Source organism: Kaistella haifensis DSM 19056 (genome assembly GCF_000735695.2).
GTDB classification, from domain to species: domain Bacteria; phylum Bacteroidota; class Bacteroidia; order Flavobacteriales; family Weeksellaceae; genus Kaistella; species Kaistella haifensis.
In genome coordinates, this window is sequence record NZ_JASZ02000026.1 from 1 (window position 1) to 18,120 (window position 18,120).

The 18,120-nt window shown below is 37.0% G+C and carries 15 protein-coding genes and 2 pseudogenes; 2 read left to right on the plus strand and 15 right to left on the minus strand.

Translation table 11 applies throughout. The annotated features are described in order from the left end of the window. The 15 genes and pseudogenes from AP75_RS10725 to AP75_RS10800 all read right to left on the minus strand — a co-directional run. Positions 1-217, minus strand: a pseudogene (locus AP75_RS10725) (IS5/IS1182 family transposase); the annotation flags it as partial. Positions 218-334: 117 nt separating this feature from the next. Next, entirely contained in the window at positions 335-1,057 is a 723-nt protein-coding gene (gene lipB / locus AP75_RS10730) for a lipoyl(octanoyl) transferase LipB (protein WP_088264649.1), read from the minus strand. 206 nt (positions 1,058-1,263) lie between these two features. Further along, positions 1,264-1,854, minus strand: a complete 591-nt coding sequence (locus AP75_RS10735; protein ID WP_051872633.1) for a TetR/AcrR family transcriptional regulator — start codon at positions 1,852-1,854, stop codon at positions 1,264-1,266. A gap of 253 nt (positions 1,855-2,107) precedes the next feature. Continuing rightward, on the minus strand, positions 2,108-2,857 hold the full coding sequence (gene trpA, locus AP75_RS10740) for a tryptophan synthase subunit alpha (protein ID WP_088264651.1): 750 nt from the start codon (positions 2,855-2,857) through the stop codon (positions 2,108-2,110). A gap of 12 nt (positions 2,858-2,869) precedes the next feature. Then, positions 2,870-4,054 carry a tryptophan synthase subunit beta gene (gene trpB / locus AP75_RS10745; protein ID WP_088264653.1) on the minus strand — a complete coding sequence of 395 codons (1,185 nt, stop codon included), beginning with the start codon at positions 4,052-4,054 and terminating at the stop codon, positions 2,870-2,872. Beyond that, positions 4,041-4,670 (minus strand): phosphoribosylanthranilate isomerase, encoded by a 630-nt coding sequence (locus AP75_RS10750; RefSeq protein WP_031503095.1) that lies wholly within the window; start codon positions 4,668-4,670, stop codon positions 4,041-4,043. The genes trpB and AP75_RS10750 overlap by 14 nt, the downstream gene beginning before the upstream one ends. Positions 4,671-4,719: 49 nt before the next feature. After that, entirely contained in the window at positions 4,720-5,499 is a 780-nt protein-coding gene (gene trpC / locus AP75_RS10755; protein ID WP_031503094.1) for an indole-3-glycerol phosphate synthase TrpC, read from the minus strand. A 1-nt stretch (position 5,500) separates the two neighbouring features. Further along, a complete protein-coding gene (trpD, locus tag AP75_RS10760) occupies positions 5,501-6,487 on the minus strand; it encodes an anthranilate phosphoribosyltransferase (protein WP_031503092.1) in 987 nt (328 codons plus the stop codon). A gap of 25 nt (positions 6,488-6,512) precedes the next feature. Beyond that, complete coding sequence (locus AP75_RS10765) at positions 6,513-7,076, minus strand: anthranilate synthase component II (protein WP_031503090.1); 564 nt, start codon at positions 7,074-7,076, stop codon at positions 6,513-6,515. A 19-nt stretch (positions 7,077-7,095) separates the two neighbouring features. Next, positions 7,096-8,517 (minus strand): anthranilate synthase component I family protein, encoded by a 1,422-nt coding sequence (locus AP75_RS10770; RefSeq protein WP_031503088.1) that lies wholly within the window; start codon positions 8,515-8,517, stop codon positions 7,096-7,098. A 208-nt stretch (positions 8,518-8,725) separates the two neighbouring features. Then, positions 8,726-9,856 (minus strand): efflux RND transporter periplasmic adaptor subunit, encoded by a 1,131-nt coding sequence (locus AP75_RS10775; protein ID WP_088264655.1) that lies wholly within the window; start codon positions 9,854-9,856, stop codon positions 8,726-8,728. Between the two features lie 17 nt (positions 9,857-9,873). Next, the gene (locus AP75_RS10780) at positions 9,874-10,440 is read right to left on the minus strand and encodes a cytochrome b/b6 domain-containing protein (protein ID WP_031503086.1); all 567 of its coding nucleotides are present in this window, start codon (positions 10,438-10,440) and stop codon (positions 9,874-9,876) included. 60 nt (positions 10,441-10,500) lie between these two features. Then, positions 10,501-14,872 (minus strand): annotated as a pseudogene (locus tag AP75_RS10790) (CusA/CzcA family heavy metal efflux RND transporter). Between the two features lie 106 nt (positions 14,873-14,978). Continuing rightward, entirely contained in the window at positions 14,979-15,470 is a 492-nt protein-coding gene (locus AP75_RS10795) for a hypothetical protein (protein WP_088264659.1), read from the minus strand. Between the two features lie 92 nt (positions 15,471-15,562). Beyond that, positions 15,563-15,946, minus strand: a complete 384-nt coding sequence (locus tag AP75_RS10800; RefSeq protein WP_088264661.1) for a hypothetical protein — start codon at positions 15,944-15,946, stop codon at positions 15,563-15,565. A 155-nt stretch (positions 15,947-16,101) separates the two neighbouring features. Here AP75_RS10800 and AP75_RS14310 point away from each other — a divergent pair, with 155 nt between their 5' ends. Further along, complete coding sequence (locus AP75_RS14310) at positions 16,102-16,272, plus strand: hypothetical protein (protein ID WP_158212077.1); 171 nt, start codon at positions 16,102-16,104, stop codon at positions 16,270-16,272. 101 nt (positions 16,273-16,373) lie between these two features. Continuing rightward, on the plus strand, positions 16,374-18,071 hold the full coding sequence (gene lysS, locus AP75_RS10805; protein ID WP_088264663.1) for a lysine--tRNA ligase: 1,698 nt from the start codon (positions 16,374-16,376) through the stop codon (positions 18,069-18,071). Positions 18,072-18,120: the final 49 nt, after the last annotated feature.

Consider the following 18,120-nt stretch of genomic DNA (forward strand, 5'->3'; position numbering starts at 1 on the left):
CCAAATTATACAAATGTTTCAGTAGCAAACAACCCACCATAAACCGAATCGGATGGCTCGGATTGCCCACTTTGGAATACAAGGGCGAAAATTCTTTCTCAAAATAATTCCAATCTATTTTTTCTGAAAGTAGAACAAGTTCATGCTCGTGGTCAATAAAATCCACCAACATTGGGCGGAATAATTCTGGCTTCTTTTCTGGATTTTTCCCCAACATATTTGCAAGGTTTTAAAGCTCTAAGATACAAATTCTTGCAATAAAAAACAAGCTATTTTAAACCCAAAATACTAATAATCAGTAAATTATAAGTGGTTTAAGGAGAGACTACTTAAATTAGTTCAATTCAGCATCAAACACTTCCTTGAAGTGTTTTTTTATTTTGTCTTTTAATTCACTTACTTCTTCTTCGGAAAATTCTTTTTCGAGTTCGCGCTTCAATGAAGTAACCGTTTTATCCTTGATGCCACAAGGGATAATATATTCAAAATAGCGCAAATCTGTATTCACATTGAGTGCAAATCCGTGCATCGTCACCCATTTCGAAGTTTTCACGCCCATTGCGCAGATTTTTCTTTGATAAGGTTTTCCAACATCCAACCAAACACCGGTTTCGCCTTCACTTCTTTCTCCTTTTAAGCCGTATTCAGCGATGGTTCGGATGATCACTTCCTCCAAATTTCGCATGTAAAGATGAATATCTGATTTGAAATTATCCAAATCGAGAACTGGATAGCCAACCAATTGCCCGAAACCGTGATAAGTTATATCTCCACCACGATTGGTTTTCAAGAAAGTTGCATTGATTTCCTTTAATTTATCGGAATTTGCGAGCATATTCTCTTCATCACCAGATTTCCCTAAGGTATAAACATGCGGATGCTCCACAAAAAGAAGATAGTTAGGAGTTTCTTCATAATCTCCATCGGTTCTGTCGCGGTTTTTCAATTTCAGCTCGATGATTTCTTTCATCCGTTTTTCCTGATAATTGAATGCGTCAAGATATTCCATCAAACCTAAATCCTGGAAAAATAAAATTTTATTTTGTGTGGTTGTCATCATATTATTTTAGGAAATCATAGACATTGTAGCAAACTATGATGTTGAATTTTTGAAAGCCAAAATTACAAAAATTAATTATTATGCATCGAATAAAAACACCTTTAGGTTTAATTTTTGAAATGATCTGAAATCATTGAAAAACTTGAATTCTAATAATCTTAATGATATTTTTCGTAAGCGTTATCCACGATATCACCCATCACTTAAAGGAAAATATTTCTGTCGTCGGGATCATTAATATCCAATCCAAAGAACTTGCTTCCGTTCGATTCTGCATGAAGGTTCAAATAATAAGTCGAAGAAATAAGGATGCCCAAAATTGCGCGAAATTTTTTGTGATTGGCTTTAAAATAAGGTTGCATAATACTCTGAAAAATCTGTTCACCCAACTCTTCCCGATGATCCGCCAGCTTTCTTAAAATATCATTGTACTCATACAATTCCCACACAATTATTTTTTGCAACTCCTTATTTTTTGAAATTGCCTCAAACATATTTTCAATAAGTATTTTGGTAAATCCTTTGCCATGATCAGAAACATCTATATTGGCAAAATCAATATTTTTCATACAACTTCCATAGTCTTCAGACTGAAGATAAGAATTAATGAGATTTTCAACAGTCCCGAAATATTTATATATCAATTTTTTATCTACTCCCGCAACTTTCGCGATATTGGTGATTTTCAATTCATGAAAACCCTTGGACTTGATAATTTCGCCAACTGTTTTAATCAGTTTTTCTTTGGTGCGGTGTTTGTCTCTTATCGGACCACTAACAACTTTTCGTGACATGATAACGAATTGATTTTAGGATGTAATGTATAATATTTTTTTATTCACTGCTTTGTGAATTATATTAAATGTTTATATTTGCAAAACATAAATGATGAGAGATTATTTTATTTTCTTTCTTACAGTAACCGCTTCGGCGGTTATTTTTTTTATCATTCCATAAAGGGTTAAATTAAAATTTGTGTTGCATTTTTTTTTAAACCTTCAAACCAGCTAACAGAGAATAATCTCTTAATCTATTTGCATTGTAAATTTACAACTTTTCTCCCTTAATACTATTAATAAATTCTGCAGCCTCAATTTTCCAGTTTTCTTTTTCGAGAAGAATTTTCACAAAAGCAGTTCCGATAATTCCGCCAGTTGCTCCTGCCGTCACTTCATCAAAATCTTTTTTATTTTTAATTCCAAAACCGATGTATAACGGATTTTTCAATGGTGAAGACGCTAATTTCTGAAGATAATCTTTATTATTAATTGACTTATTTTCGTTTCCGGTGGTGGAAGAAGAACTCACGGCATACAAAAATCCTGAACTTAAATCATCAAGATATTTTATTCTTTCATCTGAAGTTTCTGGCGTTACCAAAAATGTAAACGTAAGACCATATTTTTCTACGATTCTTCGATAATATTTCTCGAATTCGACCGGTGGAAGATCAGGAATTATCAATCCAGAAACACCTGATTCAGCACATTTTTCACAAAAATTCTCGAACCCGAAACTCAAGACAGGATTGATATATCCCATCAAAATCACGGGAATTTTAATTTCATCTTTAATAGATTTAAGTTGTTCTAAAAGTTTAGCTATAGTCATTCCATTTTCCAACGCCAGTTCGTGCGCTTTTTGAATGGTCTCGCCATCAGCAACGGGATCCGAATAAGGCATTCCGATTTCCAACATATCCGCGCCGGAGTTTTGAATAAGTTTTATAATTTCAACGGTATCTTCCAGCTTCGGAATTCCGGCGGTAAAATAAATATTGAGTTTTTTATTGATCATTTTCAGTAATTTTTAATCCAGATTTTTCAAATAAGTTTCCATGTCTTTATCACCACGTCCGCTAAGACAGATCACTACGACATCATCTTTTTCAAAGGTTTTCTTCTTTAAAACAGCCAATGCATGAGCCGATTCCAGCGCTGGAATTATCCCTTCCAATTTTGTTAATTCAAAAGCAAATTTCAGCGCTTCATCATCATTAATACTAAAAAATTCCGCCCTTTTTTCTTTAAATAAATTCGCGTGAAACGGCCCAATCCCAGGATAATCTAAACCCGCAGAAATAGAATGCGGCTCGATGACTTGTCCGTCCTCCGTTTGCATTACTAAACTTTTACTTCCGTGTAAAACTCCCAAGGTTCCTAAAAAAGTAGTAGCTGCTGATTTCCCGGATTCCACACCAAAACCACCTGCTTCTGCTGCAATAATTTTCACCTTCTCTTCATTTACAAAATGATAAAAAGTTCCTGCTGCATTGCTTCCCCCACCTACACAGGCAATCACAAAATCTGGATTTTCACGTCCGATTTTCTCATTCAATTGCCATTTTATTTCTTCCGAAATCACACTTTGAAATCTCGCTACCAAATCAGGAAACGGATGCGGACCAACAACACTTCCGATAATGTAATGTGTTGTATTTGAATTATTTATCCAATCTCTCAAAGCTTCATTCACCGCATCTTTCAAGGTTTTCGAACCGGAAGTTGCGGGAATTACTGTTGCTCCCAACATTTTCATTCGTGCAACATTCGGCGCCTGTCTCGCAATGTCGATTTCTCCCATATAAACAATGCATTCCAAACCAAGTAAAGCACACGCTGTAGCGGTTGCAACGCCATGTTGACCTGCTCCGGTTTCCGCAATTATGCGTTTTTTGCCCAATTTTTTAGCCAGTAAAGCTTGACCGAGCGCGTTGTTGATTTTGTGTGCGCCGGTATGGTTCAAATCTTCCCTTTTCAGATAAATTTTGGTGTGATATTTTTCACTTAAATTCTTCGCAAAATATAACGGAGTTGCTCTTCCAACATAGTTTTTCAACAAATCCTGAAACTCCATTTGGAATTCTTGGGATTCGATGATTTTTAAATAATTTTGTTGCAGTTCTTCCACATTCGGATAAAGCATTTCCGGGATAAAAGCGCCACCAAATTCTCCGTAATATCCGTTTTCATCGGGGTTTTTATAATTTTTCATAAAGTTGTTTTATTTTTATTAAATCCTTAATCCCCGGCTCCAATTCAAATTTGGAATTGATATCGAGGGAAAAAGGCTGAGTGTTTATCGTTGGGATTTGATGGACGTTTTCTAAAGAAATTCCACCGCTTAGAAAATATGGAATAGAGATTTCTACTTCATTCAAAATTTTCCAATCAAAAGTTTTTCCTGTTCCTCCGAAAGCTTTGGAATCGGTATCAAACAGCAGATAGTTAATAGTTGATGGTTGTTGATTAATGTTTTTTTGGAGTTCTTCTGAAGTTTGATTTCCAATTCTGATTACTTTGATCATTTTAATTTGGTTAGGCAAATTATTTTTCAAATTCGCAATATAATGATCGTCCTCATCACCATGAAGTTGAATAAAATTAAGATTTGCTTTCACTGAAAAATCAATCACATTTTCAATCGTTTCATTCACAAAAACTCCAACTTTACCTGCATGCGGAATTTCCGATATTTCTTTTAAGTTTAAATGATTAAGAACATATCTCGGTGATTTTTCATAAAAAATAAAGCCCAAGAAATCTACTTCCAAAGAAATTAATTCCTGAATTTGATCGAGTTTTGTTAATCCACATACTTTTAATTTCATCTTTTAAATACTTTCTAAAGCTATTTTCAATGGTTAAATTCTAAAATTTCTACCTAGCTAAATGTGAAATAAATTCCTCAAATTTCTGTCCCGGATTTTCATTTTTCATAAAATATTCGCCCATCAGAAATCCATCAAAACCTTTGCTCTTCAGAAATTGATAATCCTGTACACTATAAATTCCACTTTCTGCAACGGATAAAGTTCCGGCTGGAAGTAGGTTTTTCAAATCCACGGAATGCTGCAAATCCACTTTGAAATCTTTCAAATTTCGATTGTTAATTCCCACCAAATCGATATTTTCATTAAAATGTTTCAACTCTTCTTCGGTATGAATTTCAAGCAAAACTTCCAACCCTAATTCATGGGAAAGTTCCATAAATTCCTGAACCTGAACCGGCGACAAACACGCTGCAATCAACAAAACAACATCTGCTCCGATGGATTTTGCTTCATAAAATTGGTATTCATCCACCATAAAATCTTTTCGCAAAATCGGGATTTGAATTTCATTTCTAATTTTTAAAATATCTTCAAAATTTCCACCAAAAAAATCAGAATCTGTTAAAACAGAAATGCCACTTGCTCCACATTTTTCGTAAGTTTTCGCAACTTCCAGAACATCGGATTGATTATTCATAATTCCTTTGCTTGGCGATTTTCTTTTAAACTCAGCGATAATTCCGGACTTTTGAACCAGAGCGTCCTTTAGTGAAAAGGTTTTCCTTTCAAAAAAAGCTGAATTTTTCAGGTCTTTCAAAGAAACTTGAGATTTAGACAAAGAAATTTCTTCTTTTTTTCTTGCGATAATTTGGTCTAAAATATTCATCTTAATTCAATAGATTTTTTAAACATTGCAACGCTTTTCCACTTTCTAAACTTTCTTTAGCTGCGGCCATACAATCATCGTAACCACCAAATTTTTCGGTATTTTTTAAAGCCATCGCAGCGTTCGCAATCACCACCGAATTTTGTTCTTCAGTTCCGTTTCCTTCCAAAATATCTCTAAAAATTCTTGCTGCATCTTGTTTTGAATTTCCACCGAAAATGCTTTCTTGATTGATAGTCTTGAAACCTAATTCTTCTGCGGAAAAAATATATTCGCCCGTTTTGTCGAAAATTTTGGTATCCGAAGTCAAGGAAATTTCATCATATCCGTCGAGCGAATGAACGAGCAAGAAATTTTCTTGATTTTTTTGAAGCAAATACTGATAAATCCTCGCAATTTCTAAACTATAAACGCCAATCATGGAAAATTTTGGTTTCGCAGGATTAACAAGAGGACCTAGAATATTGAAAAAAGTTCTCAAGCCCAATCCTTTTCGCAAAGGTCCAACCGATCGCAAAGCGGGATGGAAAACGGGCGCATGAAGAAAACAGATATTACTTTTTTCCAAATCCTGGCGTAAATCTTCGGAATTAGTTTTGAATTGATAACCCAATTCTTCCAACACATTTGAAGATCCGGAAATTGTCGACACTCCGTAATTTCCATGTTTAGCAACTTTTTGTCCGGCTCCGGCTACCACAAAACTCGCCAATGTGGAAATATTAAAAGTATTTTTTCCGTCGCCGCCAGTTCCCACGATATCTACTAAATCATGAGTTCCCAAATCCGCCGGAACAGAAAGTTTGAGCAAAGCTTCCCGAAAACCTTCCATTTCTTCGAGCGTAATGCTGCGCATCAAAAAAACGGTAACAAAAGCGGTTACTTCATTTTCATTGAATTTATTTTGAGCAATTTCGGTGAGAATCGCTTTCGCTTCGGACTTTGAAAGCGTATTATGGTTGAATAAATATTGTAATATCTCTTTCATTTTATATTATTTGAAGGTTCGGAATTTAAGCCAGAAAATTTTCTAAAATTTGTTTTCCTTTGGGAGTTAAAATGCTTTCCGGATGGTATTGTACAGCGTGTACATCGTAGTTTTTATGTTTTAAACTCATAATCATTCCGTTTTTATCTACACTGGTAATTTCTAATTCATCAGGGAAATTTTCAGGATTTACCGCCCAGGAATGATACCTTCCGACTTCTAAAGTTTCAGGTAAATTTTTAAAAAGCTTATGTTCATTAATTTGGGTGGATTCCGTTGCAACACCATGGTAAATTTCTGAAAGATTAATTAAAGTTCCTCCAAAAGCTTCAGCAATCGCCTGCTGACCAAGACAAACTCCGAAAATAGATTTCGTAGGTGCATATTTTTTAATCAATTCCAAAAGTATTCCCGCTTCCTCCGGAATTCCGGGACCAGGAGAAAGTATGATTTTATCGTATTTTTCGACCTCTTCCAAAGAAATTTTATCGTTTCTGAAAACATCAATTTTTTCGTTTACAATTTGCTCAATCATTTGAACCAAATTATAGGTGAAACTGTCGTAATTATCAAGGACTAATATTTTCATCTTATTAATTTTCAATTGTTTATACTAATTTTTCTGCTTTTAGGATGGCTTTTTTCAAAGCGCCCAATTTGTTATTTACTTCCTGAAGTTCATTTTCAGCAGAAGATTTTGCTACAATTCCGGCTCCGGCTTGGTAAAATAACGTGTTATTTTTACTTAAAAAAGTACGGATCATAATCGCTTGATTACAACTTCCATCGAAGCCTACAAACCCAATAGAGCCACCATAATAGCTTCTGGAAGTCTTTTCATAATCATCGATAAGCTGCATTGCACGGTATTTTGGAGCACCACTTAATGTTCCTTGCGGAAAAGTGGTCGCAATCATTTCATAAGGATTTTGATCTTCGGAAACCTCAGTCGTAACTTCAGAAACCATGTGAATGACATGTGAAAAAAACTGAATTTCTTTCAATTTTGAAACTCTGGTATTTTTTCCAAAAATGCTTAAATCGTTTCGCGCCAAATCAACAAGCATCGTGTGTTCGGCATTTTCTTTGGCATCAATTCTAAGTTCTTCTGCGGCTTTCAAATCTTCTTCCACATTTCCGGTTCGCTTGAAAGTTCCAGCAATCGGGTGAATAATTGCATTTCCATTTTTTATAATTAACTGACTTTCAGGACTTGAACCTAAAAGTTTATAATCACCATAATCGAAGAAAAACAAATACGGCGAAGGATTGATATTTCGCAAAGCCCGATAAACATTGAACTCGTCTCCCATAAATTTCTGCTGAAATCTTCGGCTCAAAACCAATTGAAACACATCACCTCGGAAACAGTGTTTTTTGGCAGTTTCTACCGCGTCTCTGTATTCTTCGTCAGTTAAATTCGATGCTTCCTCTCCTATTTTTTGGAAGGGAAAAATTGGTGCATTTTTTTGTTGAATTAAATTTTCAATGACGGAGATCTCCGATTTTAATCCTGAGATTTTGTTTTCAATGAGGAACATTTCGTCGTTGTGATGATTAATTGCAATCACGTACTGATAGAGACGATATCGCAAAAGTGGAATCTTATTTTCCTCAGAAGCTTCTTTAAATTTTATATTTTCAAAAAACGGAATCGCATCGTAAGAAGTGTAACCAAAAAAACCTTGCGCGGATTTCCCGATTGGAAGATTGGGCGCCTCACATTCAAAAGATTGAGAAAAATCTTGAAGCAAATCGGTTAGTTTTTCTTTTTCAATGTTGATTTTTTCTGCACTTTCGAGTGGAAATTTGATGTGTGCTTCTTGGTAATTTCTGATTTCGATTCCGGCAATGGCATTTACAGCAATAAACGAAAAATTGTTATCATTATTTTGATTTCCGGCACTTTCGAGAAGTATGGTATCCCGAAATTGATCACGTAAACGCAAATAAATTCCAATGGGGGTAAAGAGATCGCTCAAGGTAGATTTCACCGTTGTTTTCATTTGAATATTTCGATTGAATTTCATGATATTGTTTGGATTTTTAAATAAAAAAAAGACTTCAACATAAAGTCAAAGTCTTTTAATTTTTTGATAAAATATAATTTTTTACGCAAAAGAGTAATGCTCAAGACTTTGAAAGTTTTGAGGCCACCACCAGTTTGTATTGTTGTTCGTTTTCATTGTTGCAAATATATAAATCATTTCTAATTTAAAAAGAAAAAAATTAAAAAATTTATTCTTCAACATTTTTCAGTGCCATCAGCAGATGATATGCGCCTTTGGTAACAAAGGTTTTATTGCCATTTTTACTGTCAAAATTCAGCAGTTCGGTTAAACCGTTTTCAGCATTTCCTATCGTTACGGCAAACATTTTGTACGTTTTCGGTTTTATCTCTTCAAAAATATACTGTTTGCCTTCCCAGGTTACGATGGCATCGTCGGGAATCACAAAACCTTTCTCTGCATTTACTTCAATCTCTGCATTCATAAATGTTCCCGGAATAAGGCTTTCGTTTTTGTCTATCAAATCGCAGTGAATCAGAACACTGCGGTCCGGCGCGAAATCTTTTCCGATTAATTTCACAACTGCTGCGTACTTTTTTTGAGGATTCTGGTTTGTGAATGCATAGACCTTGTGTCCGACGGAAATTTTATTAAGATCTTTTTCAAACACTTTCAGAGCCAAATGCGTTTGGGCGTTATTTACGATTTCATACAAAACATCGGCGGAGGAAACATATTGGCCAATAGTCGCATTCACTCTCGAAATATAACCTGAAATTGGTGCGACCACTGCCACCGACTTCCTGAGATTGCCGGAACTCACACTTCCCGGACTGATACCATATGAACGAAGCTGAGACTCAATTCCACGGACGGCAGCGCTCTGCGACTGGGCTTCGCTGGCGGCTTTCTGTGTGACCTTATCGGAACTTGCCTGATATTTATTCAGATATTTTTGGCGGTCATAATCTTTCTGCGCATAACCCAAATTCGATTTTGCCTGAAGATATTCCTGCTGAAGCCTTGCCAATTCAGGATTTTCAACTACCGCCAAAGTCTGGCCGCGGGAGACGAAATTTCCCGGCACAAACCGTGCGGTTTTTATAATCCCTCCGGTAGAAGATGATACGCCTGCCATTCCTGTTGGCGGCACATTGATTTGCCCGGTAAGCAGAATTTTGTTGGCAATATTTTCGTTACTAAGGGTTGTAGTTTCAATGCCGGCGGTTTTTTTCTGCAAATCGGTCAGCGTGATTTGGTCGCCGGAAATGGCGTATGTTTCCTGGGCTACCGCCTCCTCCTTTTTGGCACAGGAGAATAAAAGAACCCCGGAAAGTATTACTATAAGTGATTTTTTCATTTTTTTTTATGGTTTAATTATTCTCCGCCAATCATTTTGGAGGTAATTCCTTTTTTATTCGTGAGTTCTGCTACTGTAATTCCAGCAAAATGCAGCAATACAAATACAGGCATCCAGTAGACCGCAAATTTGTGAATCTTTTCTGCCCTTTCCAGCGCCTGTTCTGAAGCAAGCTCCCACATCAGCGCAAAACCGGTGACGATTTGTACCGCCAGCAAAATATAGAAAATACTGTACACAGTCCCCTGAAGTTTCTCTTTTCCTGTGGATGATTTGGAGAAAGGATTAGGGTATCTTACGCCTTTACCTAAAAGATATATAATTCTTAAAATATAAGCGAAAACAAGCACATACGCGAAATTGATATGCCAGTCGAACATAGGGTTAATGATGCTTTTCGCGATGCCCACGACACTTTCCTGCGGCAGCTGCACATTATTTTTACTCAATTCTGCGGAAATCGCTGTCGTTATTGTTTTTTTAGACATCCAGTACATTCTTAAAAATCCAGTGGAAAAAAGTACCAGCATTGCAAATGCGATTAACCAGTGGATAATTCTGTGGAGTGTTGTAAATTTTTTCATAGTTCTTATTTTTAAATTTCGTTTTGAAGTTTTATTTTAAACTTTGCAGCAAAAAATTCTTTATTTATTTTTGAGATTATTGAGTTCTATAATTTTTTCGTTTAAATTATTTTGAGCGTCGATATACTTGTTCTGAATATCAAGCGACTGATTAACCAAAATGGTATATTCCAGATAGTTGATTTCACCTTCTTTTGAAAGTAGATCTGCCGTAAACAGAATGGTTTGTGCGTTTTTCAACCCTTTGGCTTTATAATAATCAATTTCAGATTTCAGCTTTTGATATTCACTATAGGTTTTTGCGTACCTGTTTTTAAAGTCACGGACTGCGATATCATAATTATTATCGGCAATCTGCTGGTTAATTTTCTGGCCTTCTATCAATGATTTCTGTGCAGAATTAAAAACCGGAAGCGCTACCCCAACCAAACCGCTCTGAAAACGGTGAGTGCCATTGTAGTACTTATCGTCTGAGCCGGTGCCTTTCATGGTTGTAGAATTAATTCCGAAATTGAAACTCGGTAAAAGTTTCGCTTTTTCAGCTTCAAGTCTTGCATTTTCGATTCTTTTCTGATGTTCCAACTGCGACAGAACCAAAGGATTTCCGTTAAAATTTTCATCAAAATCCAAATTCAGAAGATAAAAATTGTCTTTTTCATTCTGATACATTTCACCGTCATTGATAAGATAATTGAACTGATGCAGTGAAATTTCGCGATCCTTCACCAGATTTTGAAGCTGAATTTCTGCCTGGCTTCGGTACGTTTCTGCCGTGGTTTTCTCCAGAATATTGCTTTCGCCCGCTTTCAGTCGGAGTTCAGACCGTTTGTAATAATTTGAATAAATGCTGTCGGCTTTTTTCAGGAGTTTCTGTTTTTCGTCCAGATAATTCAGATTATTGTAAACCAAAGCGATTTCCCTTTTCAGTTGCCATTTCTGAACATCCAGACCCAGCATTGCATTTTTCCACTGTTCCGTCAAAACCTGTTTTTGAGTTTTATAGAATTTCGGCAACCGCAGCGTTTGGTTAACGGAAAAAGCATTGTCCACATACGCAGAATTAATTTGTCCGATTTCTGCATTGATATTCAAAGGATCTATCGCTAGAGCAGAATTTTGGATGCGGTTCTGATAATCAACTTTCAGCTGGCCCGACTTTAAATTCAAATTGTTCTGAATTGCTTTGTCGTACGCATTTTCCAAAGAAATTGGAGTTTGCGAAAAGCTTTTCAGAAAAAACAATATTAAAAACAGACTGAAGTATTTAGGTTTCATTATTTTAAAATTATTCATCTATATTAATGTTTTTTTTACGTTGAGGAAAATGTTTTTCAAACCAAATATATACGGTTGGCAAAATGAAAAGCGTAAGGAAAGTCGCGAGAAGTAAACCACCGATCACTACTGTTGCGAGTGGTCTTTGTACTTCTGCACCTTCACCCTGGCTTATCGCCATCGGCAAAAATCCGAGCGAGGCTACCAAAGCCGTCATCAGTACCGGACGCAGCCGCATTTTACCTCCGATTCGCACTACTTCGTTCAAATTTGAATGAATTTCCTTCTGCCGGTTAAACTCTGCAATCAATACAATTCCGTTAAGCACCGCAACCCCGAAAAGAGCAATAAAACCTACACCTGCAGAAATACTGAAGTTCATTCCGCGCAGCCAAAGCGATAAAATTCCGCCAATAGCCGAAAGCGGGATTGTAGTGAAAATAATCAACCCATATTTCACTGAACTGAATGCGAAATAAAGCATCAGAAGAATTAAAGCCAAACTGATAGGAACCGCAATACCAAGCCGTTGCTGCGCCTGTTGAAGATTTTCGAATGTACCGCCGTATTTTATGGCATAACCTACGGGAAGTTTTAAATTCTTATCCACCATTTGCTGTAAATCCTGCACCGTAGACTGAATGTCACGGCCCTTCACATTGAATCCAACGATGATTCGTCGGTGTGCTTCTTCGCGCTGGATCTGGTTTACACTTTCTTTCAATTCCACCTGAGCTACTGCGCTTAAAGGAATTTCGACACCAGCTGGTGTTGGAATCAGAAGATTTTTTACATCTTCGAGATTTTTCCTGAGTTCCCCATCCAGACGGACTACCAAATCAAATTTTTTCTCTTCTTCGAAAACGGAACCCGCGCTCTGGCCTGCAAAAGCGGTATTTACCATTTTATTGACCTCACCGATGCTTAATCCATATTGGGAAAGTGCTGCGCGGTTATATTCAATTAAAATCTGGGGCATTCCGGAAATTGGTTCAACATAAATATTTTCTGCTCCATCGATTTTCTTGGAAATTTCGCCCAGTTTTTCAGCGTAAATCTTTAATGAATCGAGATTTTCACCGAAAATTTTACATACAACATCCTGTCTTGCACCGGTCATCAGTTCATTAAACCTCATGTTAACCGGATATTGGAATGAATAGGTAACGCCCACGATATTTTTCTTCAGCTCTGCAGACATTTTTTCGGCGAGTTCGTCATATGATTTTGCGGAAGTCCATTCTTTACGTGGTTTTAGGATAATCATCATGTCGCTCGCATCGATCGGCATTGGATCGGTTGGAATTTCGCTGCTTCCGGTTTTCCCTACAATTTTTTCAATTTCAGGGAATTTTTTCAGCAGGATTTGTTGGCTTTTTAAAACTGCGTCAGTTGAAGTTTTAAGGTTACTTCCCGGTAAAACCCTCGTATCAACGGCAAAATCGCCTTCGGGAAGTGTGGGAATAAATTCTCCACCTAATTTAGTCATGATAAAAACCGAAAAGAAGAAAAGTCCTAAAACACTGAAAAATAAGGGATTATGAAATTTTAAAACTACCTTAAGAATTTTATCATAAACCGCTTCAAGCTTGTCCATCATCCGGTCGGCATAATTTTTCTTATGAGTAATTTTCTTGGAAAGAAACAGCGCGCTCATCATCGGGACATAAGTTAAAGACAGGATAAATGCACCTAAAAGTGCAAAAATAACCGTTTGCGCCATCGGTTTGAACATTTTACCTTCTACACCTTCCAGCGTGAGGATTGGCAAGTAAACAATCAGAATAATAATCTGTCCGAATACCGCAGAATTCATCATTTTTCCGGCTGAACTCTCCACGGTTTCGTCCATTTCTTTTGCGGTAAGGAAGTTTTTGTTGGCGAGCGTTGGGCCATGAAGCCTGTGTAGAATGGCTTCCACAATAATCACAGCACCATCCACAATCAAGCCGAAATCCAGCGCGCCTAAACTCATGAGATTTCCGGAAACCCCGAAGATATTCATCATGATAAACGCAAAAAGCATGGAAAGCGGAATGACAGACGAAACGATAAATCCTGCTCTAAGATTTCCGAGGAAAACTACAAGAACAAATATGACGATTAACGCACCTTCAAGAAGGTTTTTAGAAACTGTGCTGATCGCATTGTTTACCATCTTTGTGCGGTCGAGGAAAGATTCGATGATTACGCCTTCAGGAAGGGTTTTGCGGATTTCGTCGATACGGATTTTTACATTTTCAATAACTTTATTGGAATTGGCGCCCTTCATCATCATCACCACCGCGCCGGCAACTTCACTTTTTCCGTTATAGGTCATGGCGCCGTAGCGGATGGCTTTTCCATACTGCACTTTTCCAATATTTTCAATTAAAACAGGCGTTCCATCGGGAAGATTTTTTACGACTGTTTTTTCGATGTCATGGATTTTACCCATCAAACCTTCTGTCCTGATGTATAGAATTGTAGGACCTTTTTCAATATATGCACCACCAGTATTCTGGTTATTGTTTTCCAGAGCGGTGAAAACTTCCTGCATCGTCACTCCCATCGCTTTAAGTTGCGCAGGATTTACTGCAACTTCATACTGCTTCAGGTTTCCGCCAAAACTTGCAACATCAGCAACACCTTCTGTACCCAGAAGTTGACGTCTTACAATCCAATCCTGAATGGTACGAAGCTCCATAGGAGTGTAACGGTGCTCGTAACCGGTTTTCGGACGTATTACATACTGATAAATTTCGCCTAAACCAGTAGAAATTGGGGCCATTTCTGGGACTCCAAGCGTAACAGGAATATCTTTAGAAACATTTTGTAACCGTTCGGAGACCTGCTGCCTTGCGAGATAAAGATCTACGTCTTCCTCGAAAACAATGGTCACAACAGAAAGACCGAAACGCGAAAAACTTCGCATCTGTTTGATTCCCTGTATATTGTTCATCGCCTGTTCTAACGGAAAAGTAATAAACCGCTCCACATCGGGGGCGCCCAAACTTGGCGACGAAGTAATCAGCTGTACTTGGTTATCGGTAATATCCGGTACGGCATCTATGGGCAGTTTCCGGAGTTCGATAATTCCGTAAATAATCCAGCCGAGTGTCATCAGGATGATTATCAGCTTATTTTTTATGGAAAAATTTATGATTTTATTTAGCATTTTTAATTTGAGTTAAATAATTACAAATCAATAGCTTTCACTATTAAAATTAATAAAAAAACAGCCCGAATAAGAATTTTTAAGAGCCATTTTCTAAAAAATGACATCAGTCATCTTGGTCTTCACCAGAATTTCCGACCGCATTTTGGATGTTTGCGCCGCTGCGGATTTCTGTGTGACGAATTTCCCCACCGGTTCTTCCAGCTTCCTGAGCGAAATACAGTGAAACTCCGGCAACAATTAATATCGTAACCGGCATCAGTTTATCCAGTGAAAAATTCCGGTAACTTGTAAGAAAGCCTAGAAGAGAAACAGCTCCAAGAAAATATGACATTCCTGCGAAAATTTCTGCGGCTTCTTCGTGATCGTGGATCAGATTTCTGGAAACTCCCTGAATGTTTTCAACTGCGTGTTCGGCTCCTTCTCCGGTAGCCATGGCTGCCACGGATGCCAAGGCACCGAGAATAAATACAATGTAAGCGTTGCGTTTGGAAACATCGGATTTGGTAAAAATTCCGATCAATAAAATGATTACTCCTACAATAGGAAATATGATTGGCAAATGGTTAACAACCAAATGCAGATGTGCGTTATTCATTTTGATTTAATTTAAAAATTAGACTTTTAAGTAAGTGTAAACAAGCCTAAACCTGTGGTCTAAACATTATTTTATCTTTGATAATTCTTAAATTAAATTTTAGGCGGCTGCCAGATTTTTTGGAAAACAGAGGGAAAGAAATTTTCGGAATAGGCAAAAATCTTCTGTTCATCAATGTCCAGAGGCTTATGTTCGAAATTGAATTCTATTTTTTTTGGTGGAAATACAAAACTGAAAACATTTACCGAAACATCATGTGTTTTGAAAGGAAGTTTCATGTCCTGGTGATAATCTCCATCCACCCCATGTTCATCCAGATAATGCATTTTTACAAATGAAAATACCGAAGTACCGTTATCGATGATTTTATGGGAAATGTAATGTTCAATAAGATTAGGCATTTTCAAAATCTGCCTAACCTCTGAAAAAGAAAAGAGGTAAGTACATATCAAAAAGTAAGTAATGTACTTTTTCATAGTGCAAAGTTACTCAAATTCCAGAGAAAATGCTAGAGAATCATCAATTTATAATCGGTTAATTAAGAATAACATTTTCTCTACGAAAAACCTAAAATATGTATTGACTTGCAATTCATCCTGAAATTTATATTTTTGCCCAAATTAAATTTACAATGAAAAAATTATTCGCATTTGCCTTCATCGGCGGTTTGGTATTGGCTAGCTGCTCAAAAAAAGAAACTTCAACCGAAAGCAACAGAATGCTGGAAGAGCCGGAAGCAGAAGTTACCGTTACTGCTCCAGCAGCAACACCTGTAGCTGCTGATTCTACTGCAGTTAAATAATCCAAAGGTTCAAATGATTACAGGCAGTCGGCAACGGCTGCTTTTTTTGTTTATATTCATCAAAAAATCACTAAATTTGCGCTCTTAAAAAGCAAGAAAACATGCAGTTATCAGAACAGGAAATTATCCGGAGAGAAAAGTTAGCCACTTTACAGAAAATGGGGATCGATGCTTTTCCGGCCGAAGAATATAAAATCACAGATACCACAAAATCCATCAAGGAAAATTTTACAGAAGGCAAAAAAGTACAGATTGCCGGAAGACTGATGAGCCGAAGAATCCAGGGGAAAGCAAGTTTTGCTGAACTGCAGGATTCTGAAGGAAGAATTCAGGTCTATTTCAACCGCGACGAGATTTGTCCAGGTGATGAAAAGACGCTTTATAATGAGGTTTACAAGCATCTTTTAGATATTGGCGACATCATCGGAATTGAAGGAGAACTCTTCAAAACACAAGTTGGCGAAATGACGGTTAAGGTTGAAAACTTTACCTTACTGACCAAATCATTAAGACCACTACCTCAACCCAGAACCGACGAAAACGGTGTAACACACGATGCTTTCAACGATCCGGAACTAAGATATAGACAGCGTTATGTGGATTTAACAGTAAATCCTCATGTAAAAGAAGTTTTCGTGAAAAGAACTAAATTGTTCAACGCGATGCGTCAGTTTTTCAATGATGCAGGCTATTTTGAAGTAGAAACTCCAATCCTGCAATCGATTCCCGGCGGAGCTGCTGCAAAACCCTTCATCACCCATCACAATGCTTTAGATATTCCATTATATTTAAGAATTGCCAATGAACTTTACCTGAAAAGACTCATCGTAGGTGGTTTTGACGGAGTTTACGAATTCTCGAAAAACTTCCGGAATGAAGGAATGGACAGAACACACAACCCTGAATTTACAGCAATGGAAATCTATGTTGCGTACAAAGATTACAATTGGATGATGGATTTCACAGAAAAACTATTAGAATACTGTGCGACACAAGTAAACGGAAGTGCAGAATCTACTTTCGGGGAACATACAATCAACTGGAAAGCGCCTTATCCAAGGGTTTCAATGACCGAAGCTATTTTGAAATTCACAGGTTTCGATATCACCGGAAAAACTGAACAGGAACTGTTCGATTTCGCAAAATCCATAGGAATTGATGTAAACGAAACAATGGGTAAAGGGAAATTAATCGATGAAATCTTCGGAGAAAAATGCGAAGGAAACTTCATTCAACCAACATTTATTACGGATTATCCGATCGAAATGTCGCCTTTAACCAAAAAACACAGAAGCAAAGAAGGTTTGACCGAGCGTTTTGAATTAATGGTTTGTGGAAAAGAAATCGCAAATGCTTATTCAGAATTAAATGATCCAATTGATCAAAGAGAACGTTTTGAGGCGCAACTAGCACTTTCAGAACGTGGTGATGATGAAGCCATGTTCATTGATAATGATTTCCTTCGAGCTTTGGAATACGGAATGCCGCCAACTTCGGGATTGGGAATCGGAATGGATCGTCTAATTATGTTCCTTACGAACAATGCATCCATCCAAGAAGTTTTACTTTTTCCACAAATGAAACCTGAAAAAGTTGCTCCTCAGTTCGAGTTGGATGAGGATGAAAAATTGCTTTTAGAAATTCTGAATTCCCAAGAAGAGCCAATGAATTTGGCAGATGTAAAAGCTAAAAGCCAGCTTTCCGGAAAAAAATGGGACAAAGCGACGAAAAATTTAACCAAAAACAATTTAATTAAAGTTGAAAAAACCGAAGATCAAGTTTTGATGAAATTGTTTTGATGAGCAATAAAATATGAATGTAAAAACGGACTTCGGTTCGTTTTTTTTG

Excerpts from the sequence above, each read along its gene's own strand:
- lipB (WP_088264649.1), bottom strand. The coding sequence starts at position 1,057 with ATGACAACCACACAAAATAAAATTTTATTTTTCCAGGATTTAGGTTTG.
- AP75_RS10735 (WP_051872633.1), bottom strand. The coding sequence starts at position 1,854 with ATGTCACGAAAAGTTGTTAGTGGTCCGATAAGAGACAAACACCGCACC.
- trpA (WP_088264651.1), bottom strand. The coding sequence starts at position 2,857 with ATGATCAATAAAAAACTCAATATTTATTTTACCGCCGGAATTCCGAAG.
- trpB (WP_088264653.1), bottom strand. The coding sequence starts at position 4,054 with ATGAAAAATTATAAAAACCCCGATGAAAACGGATATTACGGAGAATTT.
- AP75_RS10750 (WP_031503095.1), bottom strand. The coding sequence starts at position 4,670 with ATGAAATTAAAAGTATGTGGATTAACAAAACTCGATCAAATTCAGGAA.
- trpC (WP_031503094.1), bottom strand. The coding sequence starts at position 5,499 with ATGAATATTTTAGACCAAATTATCGCAAGAAAAAAAGAAGAAATTTCT.
- trpD (WP_031503092.1), bottom strand. The coding sequence starts at position 6,487 with ATGAAAGAGATATTACAATATTTATTCAACCATAATACGCTTTCAAAG.
- AP75_RS10765 (WP_031503090.1), bottom strand. The coding sequence starts at position 7,076 with ATGAAAATATTAGTCCTTGATAATTACGACAGTTTCACCTATAATTTG.
- AP75_RS10770 (WP_031503088.1), bottom strand. The coding sequence starts at position 8,517 with ATGAAATTCAATCGAAATATTCAAATGAAAACAACGGTGAAATCTACC.
- AP75_RS10775 (WP_088264655.1), bottom strand. The coding sequence starts at position 9,856 with ATGAAAAAATCACTTATAGTAATACTTTCCGGGGTTCTTTTATTCTCC.
- AP75_RS10780 (WP_031503086.1), bottom strand. The coding sequence starts at position 10,440 with ATGAAAAAATTTACAACACTCCACAGAATTATCCACTGGTTAATCGCA.
- AP75_RS10795 (WP_088264659.1), bottom strand. The coding sequence starts at position 15,470 with ATGAATAACGCACATCTGCATTTGGTTGTTAACCATTTGCCAATCATA.
- AP75_RS10800 (WP_088264661.1), bottom strand. The coding sequence starts at position 15,946 with ATGAAAAAGTACATTACTTACTTTTTGATATGTACTTACCTCTTTTCT.
- AP75_RS14310 (WP_158212077.1), top strand. The coding sequence starts at position 16,102 with ATGAAAAAATTATTCGCATTTGCCTTCATCGGCGGTTTGGTATTGGCT.
- lysS (WP_088264663.1), top strand. The coding sequence starts at position 16,374 with ATGCAGTTATCAGAACAGGAAATTATCCGGAGAGAAAAGTTAGCCACT.